Below are 12,554 nucleotides of genomic sequence, written 5' to 3'. Positions count from 1 at the left end.
TTTTCGGGCAGCACCGGCCCACCCCTGGCTGGGGGTCGATTTGCGGCTGCCCTTGGGCAATGCGCCCGTCGCGGTCCGGGTCTTGGCCACCGAAGGGCACCGCCGCGCGAGCCGATGGCCCCTCGAGCCGGCTACCGGGGCACGGACCTCCTCTCGCGTTCCGCGGTGAGCGCGTTCCGCGGTGTGCGCGTTCCGCGGTGTGCGGGTCCGCGCGGTGGCCGCGCAGGAGAGCTGCGGGAACGTGGGATAATTAGGTTTAATCTGTGTGATGTATTTCGCGCCGCTTGCTTTCCGGGCGGCACGGGGCACGCCGCAGCGAACGCCGATCCAGGAGTCCCCGCCATGGTTGCCACCCCAGCCCACCTCCGCCGCTCTGCCGCCGCCCTCGGAAACGAGGAGGTCCTGAGGATCCGCAACGATTTCCCGATCCTGCAACAGCACGTCAACGGCTTCCCGCTCGTCTACCTGGACTCAGGGGCGACTTCGCAGAACCCGCTGASCGTGCTCGAGGCCGAGCAGGAATTCTATGAGCAGCGGAACTCCGCGGTCCACCGCGGGGCGCACCACCTCGCCGTCGAGGCCACCGAGGCATTCGAAAACGCCCGGGAAACGGTCGCCGACTTTGTCGGGGCCGAGTGGGATGAGCTGATCTGGACCTCCAACGCCACGGAGGGCCTGAACCTGCTCACCTATTCTTTCCTCAACGCTTCCCTGCCCGGCGCCGGACCCGAAGCGGCCCGGTTCGCCCTGGCCCCGGGCGACGAACTCGTCGTCACGGAGATGGAACACCATGCCAACCTGATCCCCTGGCAGGAGCTGGCGGCCCGGACAGGCGCCGTCGTGAAGTTCATCCCGATCAACGACGCCGGCGCCCTGGACCTGGAGGCCGCCGCCGGCATCATCGGCCCGCGCACCCGCGTCCTGGCGTTCACCCACGCGTCCAATGTCCTGGGCACCATCAACCCGGTAGCAGCCCTGGTGGCCCTGGCCCGGTCCGCGGGGGCCCTCGTGGTGCTCGACGCCTGCCAGTCCGCGCCGCACCTGCCTCTGGACGTCAAGGCGCTCGACGTCGACTTCGCGGTGTTCTCCGGCCACAAGATGCTCGGCCCCACCGGAATCGGCGCCCTCTATGGCCGCTCGGAACTGCTCAACGCGATGCCGCCGTTCCTGACGGGAGGGTCCATGATCACCACCGTCACGATGGAACGGGCCGGATTCCTGCCGAGCCCGCAACGCTTCGAGGCCGGCACCCAGCGCATTTCGCAGGCGGTCGCACTGGCCGCGGCGGTGAACTACCTCAGCGAAACCGGGATGGACCGCATTCACGCCTGGGAGGCCGAACTCGGCCAGCGCCTCGTGCGCGGCTTGGAATCCATCCCCGGCATCCGGGTGCTGGGCCCCGCGGCGGGACAGGAACGCATTGGCCTGGCGGCATTCGACGTCGCCGGCGTCCACGCGCACGACGTCGGCCAGTTCCTGGACAGCCGGGGCATCGCCGTGCGGGTCGGCCACCACTGCGCCCAGCCGCTGCACCGGAGGCTCGGGCTGGCGGCGACGACGCGCGCCAGCACGTATCTTTACAACACCACGGACGATGTGGACGCGTTCCTGAACGCGGCCGCCGATGTCCGTGCCTACTTCCAAGCCTAGGACGGACATCCATGAGTCTTGACCAGCTCTACCAGCAGATCATCCTGGAACACGCCAAGGCCCGGCACGGCAGCGGCCTGGCCGCCGCGGCCGCACCCATGGACGCCAGCAGCGGCCAGTCCCACCAGCTGAATCCGACCTGCGGCGACGAAATCACGGTCCGGGTGTCCGTGGCCGGCGGGAAGGTCAGTGAGCTGCGCTGGGACGGCGACGGCTGCTCAATCTCGATGGCCTCGGCATCCGTGCTGACCGAGCTCGCCGAGGGCATGAGCGTCGAGGAACTCCGCACGGTCATAGACAGCTTCCGCGAGGTGCTGCGCTCGCGCGGCAAGGTGCCGGCCGACCCGGAGGTGCTGGGCGACGCCGCCGCGTTTGAGGGCGTGTCCCGTTACGCCGCCCGGGTCAAGTGCGCCATGCTCTCATGGGTGGCCGCGGAGGACGCCCTCGGCCAGGCCGCTGGCAGGCTGACGGCCGCGCCCTAGGGACGGCCCAGGCCCTTGTAAGTCCAGCCGGCGGCCCGCCACTTGGCAGGGTCCAGGACATTGCGGCCGTCCAGGATGCGCGGCGCGGACACGAGCGCCTTGGCCGCGTGCGGATCCAGTTCCCGGTAGGCCTGCCATTCGGTCAGCAGCAGCACGGCATCGGCCTTCTGCAGCGTCGTCTCAAGGTCCGGCTCCAGCTGGAGTTCCGGGAAACGCTTGGCGGCATTGGGCAGGGCCTGGGGGTCGGTCACCGTCACCACAGCGCCCTGCAACTGCAGCTGCGCGGCAGCGCTCAGCGCGGGGGAGTCCCGGACGTCGTCGCTTTCGGGCTTGAAGGCCGCGCCCAGGACGGCGATCCGCTGTCCCATCAGGGTGCCGCCGCAGAGCTCCCGCGTGAGTTCAACGACCCGGGTCCGGCGCCTCATGTTGATGGCGTCAACCTCCCGCAGGAAAGTCAACGCCTGGTCGGCGCCAAGCTCGCCCGCGCGGGCCATGAACGCACGGATGTCCTTGGGCAGGCAGCCGCCGCCGAAACCGATGCCGGCATTCAGGAATTTCCGGCCGATCCGCTCGTCCAGCCCGATCGCGTCGGCCAGCCGGGTGACATCGGCCCCCGTGGCCTCACAGACCTCGGCCATGGCGTTGATGAAGGAAATCTTGGTGGCCAGGAAGGAGTTGGCGGCAGTCTTGACGAGTTCGGCCGTAGCGTAGTCCGTCACCAGCCGGGGTGTCCCGCGCGAGAGCGGGGTCTCGTAGACCTGGTCCAGGACAGCCACCGCTGGGTGGTCTTCGCTTCCGTCCGGTGTCCCGTAGACAAACCGGTCCGGGTTCAGGGTGTCCGTTACGGCGTGGCCTTCGCGCAGGAACTCCGGGTTCCAGACCAGCATCGCGCCGGGCTCTGTTTCGGCCAGCACCTCGGCCAGCCGCGCGGCCGTACCTACAGGCACGGTGGATTTCCCGGCCACGACGTCGCCGGGGGAGAGATGGGCGGCCAGAGCCGTGACCGCGGCGTCAACGTAGCGCAGATCGGCGCCGTTTTCGCCGCGTTTTTGAGGGGTTCCGACACAGATGAAGTGGACCTCGGAGCCGCGGGCGGCGGCCATGTCGGTGGTGAATCGCAGAAGCCCGGATTCTTCCAGCTCGGACAGCAGATCGTCCAAAACAGGTTCATAGAACGGGGCGTGGCCTGCTGACAGTTGCGCCACCTTGTGTTCGTCGACGTCGATGCCTACAACGTCGTGGCCCAGCTTGGCCATGCAAGCAGCATGAACAGCGCCCAAATAACCGCAACCGATAACCGAAATCCGCATACTTTCGTTGTCCTCCCGTCGGGCCTGTTCACAGAGTACGCGGTGGACCGCGGAATCGCACAGCAGCGGAGAGTGTCATGAGCACCAGGGCCGCAAGGGCGCCGATCATGGCGCCGAAAGTGTTCGCGGCGACATCGGAGACGGAGGGAAAGCGCGCCGGGAGGAAGAAAAGCTGGGCGAGCTCAATCAGGACCGAGACCAAGAAGCCGACGGCGGCCCCGCCCCACCACAGCCGGGCACCCAGGATCCGGGCCACGAAGGCACCCAACGGAATGAACAGGACCATGTTGGCGGCCAGTTCGAGCACCCGATAGTCGAACCATTCGGGGACACCCCAGCGGTRCAGCTTCCGCAGCGACCGCAACAGCAGATCGGAGGCGCCCTGGTCCACGGGAACGGGCCAGAGAGCAATGAGGCCAAGAATGAGCACATAAGCCCCCAGCCCCCACATGGCCGCACGACGGGGTAGCAATTGGCGTCCCCTTTCAGCTGTCCACTTTTTTGCCGATTCTATCCGCCGGCAGGCCACGAGCGCAGGAAATCCGGCACACCGGCGGGCATATGACGGCCGGTGTGCCGGATGCTAGCTGAGCAGCCCGGCCACGCCAATCGCCGCCGTCGCGGCCCCCAGCAGCATGGAGATGCTGACCAGGACCACATGGACGGTCAGGAAGCGCGTGGCCTTGCCGTTGGCGTCGCGGGCACGCGGATCCTTCATGACCCGGCGCAGGAACTGCGGCCAGACAACCAGGGACCAGACGCCGGCGACGATCAGGACGACGGCGAGGACCGCGGGCAGTTCCACGGGCTCAGTGGCTTTCGAGCCAGGCCTGGGCCTGCTGGGACTGCAGGTTCAGGGCCTTGCCGACCATCGGTTCTGCGGCGTCGGCGATCTTGCCGCCAAGGAACGGCACCGAGGAGGTCACGTCGCCCTCGAGCTCGATCCGGGTGCTGCCGCCGTCGGACACGAGACGCTGGACAGCATTCACGTCCAGCGGGGCGCCGGACACCTTCAGCGAGATCTTGCTCTGCCGGGAGCCGTCGGCGGCGGGGGCCTCCCAGGCCTCCAGCTGCGTCACCTTCAGGCTTTCGCCAACAAATTTCCGGGCAATGTCCGGCATCCGGGTGGTGGGGATGGTCCGCACGGTGGTGGTGTTGAAAGCGCCGGCGGTGTCACCGTCGACGGCGAAGGATTCCAGGGTGCCGCCGACGAGTTCGCTCGTGTGGCGCAGGAAGTCTTCATTGACGAAAACCGCGGTAACGCGGTCGACGCTGTGCGGAACGGTAGTGGATGCACTCAGGGCCATAGGGGGTCCTCCATGATGTGGAAGTGGACGTTTCGGGCTCCAACATCCTACGTGGTGTGCCGGGCTGGCTCCGATTCGAGGTTTTCCAGATCCCGGGCGGCGGCGGTGATATTCCGCGACATGGCGGGAAAAATGACGCTGTGGAACGGCAGCACTGCGAGCCAGTAGAGGCGACCGCTGAGGCCCTTGGGGAAGAAAATGGCGCGCTGGCGGTAGCGGCTGCCCGTCCCCTCCGGCTCCACGGAAAGTTCGAGCCAGGCCCGGCCCGGGGCCCGCATTTCGGCCCGCAGCCGCAGCAGCCGGCCACGGTCGATCCGCTCGACCCGCCACCAGTCCACCACCTCGCCCTCGGCCAGCAGGTGCGGGTGCCGGCGGCCGCGCAGCAGCCCCGCCCCGCCGGTGAGCTTGTCCAGCCAGCCGCGCACCTGCCAGGCCAGCGGCAGGGAGTACCAGCCGTTCCGGCCGCCGATTCCTTCGATGACGGTCCACACATATTTGGGGTCCACGTCGCTTTGGAAGCTGCGCTCATCCACGTACACGGCGTGGCCGGACCAATCCGGGTCGCTCGGCAGTGGATCGGCGTCGACGCCGGCGCTGGCCCACGTGGTCTCCACCTGGCCGTCGCGTTCCTTGCCCAGGGCGAGGGCCACGGCCCGCCGGTAGGGGGTCAGGCCGCCCTCCGGCACAGGGATGTGCGCGTCGATGTCGTGCTCGGCGGCGACGGCGTCGTGCTGGAGCGATTCGACCAGCGGCAGGGACATGGAGAGCGGGATCGGGGTGGTCAGTGCCACCCACAGACCGGCCAGTTTGGGGGCCGGCACCGGCAGCGCCAGCACCACACGGTGCGGCAGGCCGGCCTCGGCGGCGTATTCCTGCATCATTCCGGCGTAACTGAGCACCTGGCGGCAGCCGATGTCGAAGGTCCGGTTGATGGGTCCTTCCAGCGACGCCGCCGCCACGAGGTAGTACAGGACATCACGGACCGCTATCGCCTCGATCTTGTTGCGCACCCAGCTCGGGGCGGGCATCAGCGGCAGCGTCTCGGACAAATGCCGGATCATTTCGAACGACGCCGAGCCCGAGCCGATCACGACGCCGGCCTGGAAGACCACTGCGTCCACCGGGCTTTCCAGKAACACCTTCCCCACCGCTTCGCGGGAGCGCATGTGGGTGGACAGTTCGGCTCCGGCCGGGTGCAGGCCGCCGAGGTAGACGATCCTGTCCACTCCGGCGGCGGCCGCGGCCCGGGCTGCCGTCCCGGCCATCGTCTTTTCCTTGGCCTCGAAGCCGGCCCCGGCCGCCATGGAATGGACCAGGTAGTACAGGACGTCGACGCCGTCGAGCGCCGCCTGCAGGGCGTCCCCGTCGTCGAGGCTGCTGTGGATCACCTCGACGTCGTCCAGCCAGGGCACGCCGGCGATCTTGGCGGGGGTGCGGACCACGACTTTGACCCTGTGTCCGGCTTCCAGGAGCCGGGGGACGAGCCGGCCGCCGATGTAACCGGTGGCCCCGGTGACGAGCACGGTCTTAGGGGATGCGGCCTTCGCGGTGGCTCCCTGCGGGGCTGGAGCAGGAGTTCCAGCGGGTTCGGGGGTTGCGGTTGTGCCGTTCATGGTGACTCCTTGTCAGCCAGCAGTTGGCGGGTGGCCTACCAAGCCATTCGGTGCGCGGCCCGCGTTGGATGGGCCGCCCGCTCCTGAAGCCAGCCTAGCCCCKTCGGCGGTGCCCCGGGCAGGTCCCGCCTGCCGGGCCCGTCGGCGTGCCCCGAGGCTCCGCGGTAGGCTTGGAGGGCCCGGGATTCTCGCGAATTTCGGCTATTCGTGTTGCCTGCACCCCGTGATCCCATCAGGAGCAACAGCTATGAGCCTCAACGGCCCCTCTCTCACCGGTTTGCGCCGTGTCCTCGCCGAAGACCGGAACTACGCCCGGATCCAGGCCGAGGCCGCCCGCGGGTTCGCCGCCCGCAGCGAGGATTACCAGATCAGCGCCCCGGCCGGAATGCGGTCCACGCTGCTCGCGGAAATGGCGGACGGACTCGCGACCCTGGCGGGAAACGAAACCGGCTCTGCAGGCGCTGGCCGGGGAGTGCCCGTGGTCCTGGCCGTCACCGCGACCGGCCGCGAGGCCGAGGACCTGACCGAGGCCCTGCGCGCCTTCCTGCCGGCCGAGACGATCGCGGAGTTCCCCAGCTGGGAGACGCTGCCGCATGAGCGGCTCTCCCCGCGCTCGGACACCGTGGGCCGGCGGCTGTCGGTGCTGCGGCGGCTCGCGCACCCCGAATCGTCCACCGCCGGTGCGCTGCGCGTGGTGGTGGCCCCCGTCCGCGCCGTCGTGCAGCCGATCGTCGCCGGCCTCGGCGAACTGGTGCCGGTGACCTTGAAGGTCGGCCAGGAGGCCCCCTTCAGCGGTGTCGTCAAGAGCCTGGCCGACGCCGCCTACGCCCGGGTGGACATGGTGACCCGCCGCGGCGAATTCGCCGTCCGCGGCGGCATGCTGGACGTCTTCCCGCCCACCGAGGACCACCCCATCCGGGTCGAGTTCTTTGGTGACGAGGTGGACCAGATGCGCTGGTTCGCCGTCGCCGACCAGCGCTCGCTGACCGCGCCCGGCCTGCACCATCCCACCGAACTCCATGCCCCGCCGTGCCGTGAAATCCTGATCACACCCTCCGTCATGTCCCGCGCCGCCACCCTGAAGTCCCAGCTCCCGGCCGCCGCGGACATGCTGGAGAAAATCGCCGGCGGCATCGCCGTCGAGGGCATGGAATCGCTGGCCCCCGTACTGGTGGACGCCATGGTCCCGTTCCTGGACCAGCTCCCGGCGGGTTCCATCGCGGTGGTGATCGAGCCGGAGAAGGTCCGCACCCGGGCGCACGACCTCGCCGCCACGAACGAGGAATTCCTCGAGGCCGCCTGGTCGACGGCGTCCGACGGCGGCACCGCACCGCTCGATTTAACTTCCGCGGCATCCGTTGCCCTGCACTCGGCCAGCTTCCGTTCGCTGACCGAGACCCGCACCGCGGCCCTCGAGCACGGCGTCTCGTGGTGGTCCATCACCTCGCTGGCCAGCGACGAGGAGCTGCTGCCCGACGTCGACGTGCTGAACCTGCACGCCCGGGAACCCCGCGGCTACCAGGGCGACGTGGCGGAAATGATGGACTTCATCGGCTCCCGCGTCCGGGACCAGTGGCGGATCGTCGTGGTCACCGAGGGCCCGGGCCCGGCGCAGCGCCTCGCCGAACTCTTCCACGACAACGACATCCCGTGCGCGCGGGTGGACACGCTCGAGGCCGATCCGCAGGCCGGGCTGATCGAGGTGACCACCGCCGCCGTCGGCCGCGGTTTTGTCCTGGATCCGCTCAAACTGGCGCTGCTGACCGAGGCTGACCTGCTGGGCCGGACCTCTGCCGGTTCCACGAAGGACATGCGCCGGATGCCGTCCAAGCGGCGGAACGCCGTGGATCCGCTGCAGCTCGTGGCCGGGGACTCCGTGGTGCACGAACAGCACGGCATCGGCCGGTTCGTGGAACTGATCCAGCGCAAGGTTGCCGGTGGCGGCGAGGGCATGCGTGAATACCTGGTCCTGGAGTACGCCCCGTCCAAGCGCGGAGCCCCGGGCGACCGGCTCTTCGTGCCCACCGACCAGCTCGACCAGGTCACCCGGTACGTGGGCGGCGACACCCCGGCGCTGAGCAAGATGGGCGGCGCGGACTGGGCGAGCACCAAGTCCAAGGCCCGCAAGGCGGTCAAGGAGATCGCCGGCGAGCTGATCCGGCTGTACTCGGCCCGGATGGCCTCCCGCGGCTACGCGTTCGGCCCGGACACCCCGTGGCAGCGGGAACTGGAGGAGGCCTTCCCGTACGTGGAGACGCCGGACCAGCTGACCACCATCAACGAGGTCAAGGCCGACATGGAGCGGGAGATCCCGATGGACCGGCTGATCTCGGGCGACGTCGGCTACGGCAAGACAGAGATCGCTGTCCGGGCCGCATTCAAGGCGGTCCAGGACGGCAAACAGGTCGCCGTGCTGGTGCCCACCACGCTGCTCGCCCAGCAGCACTACGAGACGTTCACCGAGCGGTTTTCCGGCTTCCCCCTGGTCGTCAAGCCGCTGTCCCGCTTCCAGACCGGCAAGGAGGCCAAGGAAACCGCCGACGGCGTCAAGGCCGGTTCCGTGGACGTCGTGATCGGCACGCACCGGCTGCTGTCCAAGGACTTCGGCTTCAAGGACCTCGGTCTGGTGATCGTGGACGAGGAGCAGCGCTTCGGCGTCGAACACAAGGAAGCGCTGAAGAAGATGCGCACCAACGTCGACGTCCTGGCCATGAGCGCCACCCCGATTCCGCGCACACTGGAAATGTCCCTGACCGGAATCCGCGAAACCTCCACCCTGGCCACCCCGCCGGAGGAACGGCACCCCGTGCTGACGTACGTGGGCCCGTACACGGACAAGCAGACTTCCGCCGCGATCCGCCGTGAGCTGATGCGCGAAGGCCAGGTGTTCTTCGTCCACAACCGGGTGTCCACGATCGACCGCACCGCGGCGAAGATCCGCGAACTGGTCCCGGAGGCCCGGGTGGAGGTGGCGCACGGGCAGATGTCCGAGAGCCGGCTGGAACAGATCATCGTGGACTTCTGGGAAAAGCGCTTCGACGTCCTGGTCTGCACCACCATCATCGAGACCGGCCTGGACATCTCCAACGCCAACACCCTGATCGTGGACGGCGCGGACAAGTACGGCCTCTCCCAGCTGCACCAGCTGCGCGGACGTGTGGGCCGCGGCCGGGAACGCGCCTACGCCTACTTCCTCTACCCCTCGGAAAAACCGCTGGGCGAGGTGGCCCTGGAACGGCTCAAGGCCGTCGCGACGCACAACGAGCTCGGCGCCGGCATGCAGCTGGCCATGAAGGACCTGGAGATCCGCGGCGCCGGCAACCTGCTCGGCGGCGAGCAGTCCGGCCACATCCAGGGTGTCGGCTTCGACCTCTACATCCGGCTGGTCGGCGAGGCCGTGGCCGAATACCGGGGCGAGGCGGAGGAGAAGGCCGCCGAAATGAAGATCGAACTGCCGGTCAACGCGCACCTGCCGCACGACTACGTGCCGGGCGAACGGCTGCGCCTGGAGGCTTACCGCAAACTCGCCAGCGCCATCACCTACGAGGCGATCGAGGAGGTCCTCGCGGAGCTCGTGGACCGTTACGGCGAACTGCCGCTGCCGGCCACCAACCTGATCGACGTCGCCCGGTTCCGGGTGGGCGCCCGCGAGGCCGGATTGTCCGACGTCGCGCTGCAGGGCAACTTCATCAAGTTCTCCCCGGCGCAGCTGCCCGAGTCCAAGCTCATGCGCCTGACCCGGATGTACCCGGGCGCGCAGGCGAAGCCGGCCCTGGACGCCGTGCTCGTTCCGAAGCCCAAGACGGCCAGGATCGGCGGCCGGGACCTGCAGGACGCCGAGATCCTGGAGTGGGCCAACGGCGTGATCCGCAACATCTTCTCCGACGCCCCTGTCTCTGCCACACCGGCGGTGAAATAAAAGAATGATGGGAGGACATCACGCCGCGTCGGGAGCCGCGGCGTGGGTAGCCATTGCCTCGACCGGCCCGTATGCGCTCGGCTGGTACCCCCTGGATCCCACCGGAATCGTGATCGGCGCGATGGCGACGGCGGGGACCGCGCTGGTCTGCGACTGGGACCATCGCGCCAGCACGGTGGCGCATGCGCTGCCGCCGCTGTCCAACCTGGTGGCGCGCGGCATTGAGAACGCCAGCGGGGGCCACCGGCAGGGCACTCATTCGGTGCTGGGCGCGGCGTTCTTCGTGCTGCTGGCCACGATCGCCGGGCAGTGGCAGGTGCAGACCCAGTGGGGGCTGCTGTCCGTCGGGGCCGGCCTGCTGTGCATGTTCATGATCAACATCGCCGCGAAGGCACTGAAGCTCTTCCCGAAATTCGGCTGGATCAGCAACTGGATCGTCGGGCTGCTCATGGCCGGACTCGTGACGTGGTTCGCGCCGCACCAGTGGACCTGGCTGCCGGTTTCGATGCTTACCGGGGTGCTGGTGCACATTGTGGGCGACATGATTACCACCGGGGGAGTGCCGCTGCTCTGGCCACTGGTGATCAAGCCGCCCAAGGTCCTGCGGAAACTGCCGCTGCTGAAGAACATTTGGAGGGCCAACGGGGCGTTCTCCATCCCGCTGCTGGGCCGGGCGGGTTCGCGGCGGGAATGGTTCGTCCTGATCCCGGTGAGCGGCTACGCCATGGTGGGGATGTTTGGCGCCGGGCTGGCGGTGGCCAAGGCGCACTTCCCCGCGGCCCTGGCGCTCGGCACGGGGCTGGTCAAGGGCCTGTTCGCGCCGGTGCCCGGCTAGGACTGCCACCGGTTAAATGACTGAAGCTCCGGATGAACCGGAGCTTCAGTCTTTTAAGGGTCAGGAGTGGCCTAGTTTTCGCCGGCCGAATCCGAGCGGCCCAGCAGGGTCTGCGGGATCCAGAACGCGGCGGCGAAGAGAATCAGGCAGACGGCCATCGGCCAGGTGTTTTCCAGCGTCAGGAAGGACAGCGAGTAGATCGCACCGAGGAACAGGACCATCATCGCGGCAAAGATGACGATGGTCGAGCCGAGGCTGTTCTCGGTCTGCGGGGTGGTGTTGCTGGACATTCGTTCCTCCTCGGCCCCGGGGGGCTCAAAACTGTGGGCGGTGCCGGCACGGTCAGTACGCGGACGAACCCTGTTCACCCTTGACGATCGCGATACCGGAGCTGGCGCCAATACGTGTTGCACCTGCAGCAATCATAGCCTGAGCATCGGCCAGGGAACGCACGCCGCCGGAGGCCTTGACACCCAGGTCCGGGCCGACGGTGCGGCGCATGAGCGCGACGTCCTCGGCGGTGGCCCCGCCGCCGTTGAAGCCCGTGGAGGTCTTCACGAAGTCCGCCCCGGCTTCCACGGCGGCCTCGCAGGCGAGCACCTTCTGGTCATCGCCCAGCAGCGCCGTTTCGATGATGACCTTCAGGATGGCTCCGCCCTCGTGCACGGCGGCCGCGACGGCGGCGATGTCATCCACCAGCGCGCCCTTGTCATTGGCACGGGCCGCGGCGATGTTGATGACCATGTCCACTTCTTCGGCACCGTCCAGGACCGCGCCGCGGGCCTCGAAGGCCTTGACGTCGCTCGGCGTGGCGCCCAGGGGGAATCCCACCACGGAGCACGTCAGGACGCCGGATGCCTTGAGCGCTTTCTTGACGGTCTTGACCCAGACCGGGTTCACGCACACCGACTTGAAGTGGTACTCCGCCGCCTCGGCGCAGACCTTGAGGATCTCCGCCTCGCTGGCCTCCGGCTTGAGCAGGGTGTGGTCGATGTAGGAGGCGATGTTGGGCGTTCCCCCGGTGGCGGCTTCTTGGCTCATGGTGGTCCCTTTCGTGGCGGGCCTGGGACGCGGCGGTCCCTTCCCTGGCCTTGTGGGCCTGCGGGCCCTGGCGGCGCCGCGTGGTGCGCGGCTTATCAGGGAACCATCTTGCCATAGGAATGTGCCCGGCGGATGCCCCCGGCCGGGCCTCCCCGGCACCTCAGGCGGCGGCCGCCAGGGGCCGGCCCATGGTGGCCTGAAGCAACTGGGAAGCGCACACCGACGCCGCGGAACCGGAGGCCACGAGCAGCCCCAGCCGGACGCCGTCGTAGGCTGCCGCGTCACCGATCGCCCAGATGCCCGGCACGGAGGTGCGGAAGTCCTGGCCGATGACGATCCCGCCGCCGGCAGCGGTGGCGAGCCCGGCCGTGGCGGCCAGCTCGTCGCGGGCGATGCG

General features: G+C 68.7%; 12 protein-coding genes. 4 read left to right on the top strand and 8 right to left on the bottom strand.

The genetic code is table 11. The features are described from left to right. The first annotated feature begins 342 nt into the window (after positions 1-342). Together AC1D1S_RS14440 and sufU are read left to right on the top strand one after the other, a co-directional pair. Complete coding sequence (locus tag AC1D1S_RS14440; protein ID WP_476994767.1) at positions 343-1,650, top strand: SufS family cysteine desulfurase; 1,308 nt, start codon at positions 343-345, stop codon at positions 1,648-1,650. 11 nt (positions 1,651-1,661) lie between these two features. After that, complete coding sequence (sufU, locus tag AC1D1S_RS14435; protein ID WP_079551640.1) at positions 1,662-2,132, top strand: Fe-S cluster assembly sulfur transfer protein SufU; 471 nt, start codon at positions 1,662-1,664, stop codon at positions 2,130-2,132. On the opposite strand, the gene AC1D1S_RS14430 is transcribed toward sufU, so the two are convergent. The 5 genes from AC1D1S_RS14430 to AC1D1S_RS14410 form a co-directional block, all read right to left on the bottom strand. Continuing rightward, on the bottom strand, positions 2,129-3,442 hold the full coding sequence (locus tag AC1D1S_RS14430) for a UDP-glucose dehydrogenase family protein (protein WP_243179757.1): 1,314 nt from the start codon (positions 3,440-3,442) through the stop codon (positions 2,129-2,131). The genes sufU and AC1D1S_RS14430 overlap by 4 nt on opposite strands. A 28-nt stretch (positions 3,443-3,470) precedes the next feature. After that, on the bottom strand, positions 3,471-3,872 hold the full coding sequence (locus AC1D1S_RS14425; protein ID WP_476994766.1) for a VanZ family protein: 402 nt from the start codon (positions 3,870-3,872) through the stop codon (positions 3,471-3,473). A gap of 153 nt (positions 3,873-4,025) precedes the next feature. Continuing rightward, positions 4,026-4,247 (bottom strand): SCO4848 family membrane protein, encoded by a 222-nt coding sequence (locus AC1D1S_RS14420; protein WP_018774651.1) that lies wholly within the window; start codon positions 4,245-4,247, stop codon positions 4,026-4,028. Between the two features lie 4 nt (positions 4,248-4,251). Beyond that, positions 4,252-4,749 carry a DUF2505 domain-containing protein gene (locus tag AC1D1S_RS14415; RefSeq protein ID WP_243179753.1) on the bottom strand — a complete coding sequence of 166 codons (498 nt, stop codon included), beginning with the start codon at positions 4,747-4,749 and terminating at the stop codon, positions 4,252-4,254. Between the two features lie 47 nt (positions 4,750-4,796). Next, complete coding sequence (locus AC1D1S_RS14410) at positions 4,797-6,362, bottom strand: SDR family oxidoreductase (protein WP_476994765.1); 1,566 nt, start codon at positions 6,360-6,362, stop codon at positions 4,797-4,799. Between the two features lie 247 nt (positions 6,363-6,609). On the opposite strand from AC1D1S_RS14410, the gene mfd reads away from it, so the two are divergent. Both mfd and AC1D1S_RS14400 read left to right on the top strand, forming a co-directional pair. Further along, the gene (gene mfd / locus AC1D1S_RS14405) at positions 6,610-10,281 is read left to right on the top strand and encodes a transcription-repair coupling factor (RefSeq protein ID WP_243179750.1); all 3,672 of its coding nucleotides are present in this window, start codon (positions 6,610-6,612) and stop codon (positions 10,279-10,281) included. Positions 10,282-10,285: 4 nt separating this feature from the next. Continuing rightward, on the top strand, positions 10,286-11,116 hold the full coding sequence (locus AC1D1S_RS14400) for a metal-dependent hydrolase (RefSeq protein WP_476994764.1): 831 nt from the start codon (positions 10,286-10,288) through the stop codon (positions 11,114-11,116). Between the two features lie 71 nt (positions 11,117-11,187). Here the strand turns inward: AC1D1S_RS14400 and AC1D1S_RS14395 are convergent, their stop codons facing one another. From AC1D1S_RS14395 to AC1D1S_RS14385, 3 genes are all read right to left on the bottom strand, one after another. Continuing rightward, the gene (locus AC1D1S_RS14395) at positions 11,188-11,406 is read right to left on the bottom strand and encodes a hypothetical protein (protein WP_028278362.1); all 219 of its coding nucleotides are present in this window, start codon (positions 11,404-11,406) and stop codon (positions 11,188-11,190) included. A gap of 52 nt (positions 11,407-11,458) precedes the next feature. Continuing rightward, on the bottom strand, positions 11,459-12,157 hold the full coding sequence (deoC, locus tag AC1D1S_RS14390; protein WP_243179738.1) for a deoxyribose-phosphate aldolase: 699 nt from the start codon (positions 12,155-12,157) through the stop codon (positions 11,459-11,461). Positions 12,158-12,317: 160 nt separating this feature from the next. Then, positions 12,318-12,554: FAD-dependent oxidoreductase (locus AC1D1S_RS14385; protein WP_476994763.1), on the bottom strand; the 237-nt coding region annotated here is incomplete at its 5' end.

The sequence above is a fragment of the Arthrobacter sp. P1_A5 genome (assembly GCF_056406825.1).
The sequence above is the reverse complement of the archived record's forward strand: the minus strand, read 5'-3'. Positions and strand labels throughout refer to the sequence as shown.

What these genes read in the sequence shown, in the direction of transcription:
- AC1D1S_RS14415 (WP_243179753.1), bottom strand. Translation starts at nt 4,749, where the DNA reads ATGGCCCTGAGTGCATCCACTACCGTTCCGCACAGCGTCGACCGCGTT.
- AC1D1S_RS14400 (WP_476994764.1), top strand. Translation starts at nt 10,286, where the DNA reads ATGATGGGAGGACATCACGCCGCGTCGGGAGCCGCGGCGTGGGTAGCC.
- sufU (WP_079551640.1), top strand. Translation starts at nt 1,662, where the DNA reads ATGAGTCTTGACCAGCTCTACCAGCAGATCATCCTGGAACACGCCAAG.
- mfd (WP_243179750.1), top strand. Translation starts at nt 6,610, where the DNA reads ATGAGCCTCAACGGCCCCTCTCTCACCGGTTTGCGCCGTGTCCTCGCC.
- AC1D1S_RS14430 (WP_243179757.1), bottom strand. Translation starts at nt 3,442, where the DNA reads ATGCGGATTTCGGTTATCGGTTGCGGTTATTTGGGCGCTGTTCATGCT.
- AC1D1S_RS14395 (WP_028278362.1), bottom strand. Translation starts at nt 11,406, where the DNA reads ATGTCCAGCAACACCACCCCGCAGACCGAGAACAGCCTCGGCTCGACC.
- deoC (WP_243179738.1), bottom strand. Translation starts at nt 12,157, where the DNA reads ATGAGCCAAGAAGCCGCCACCGGGGGAACGCCCAACATCGCCTCCTAC.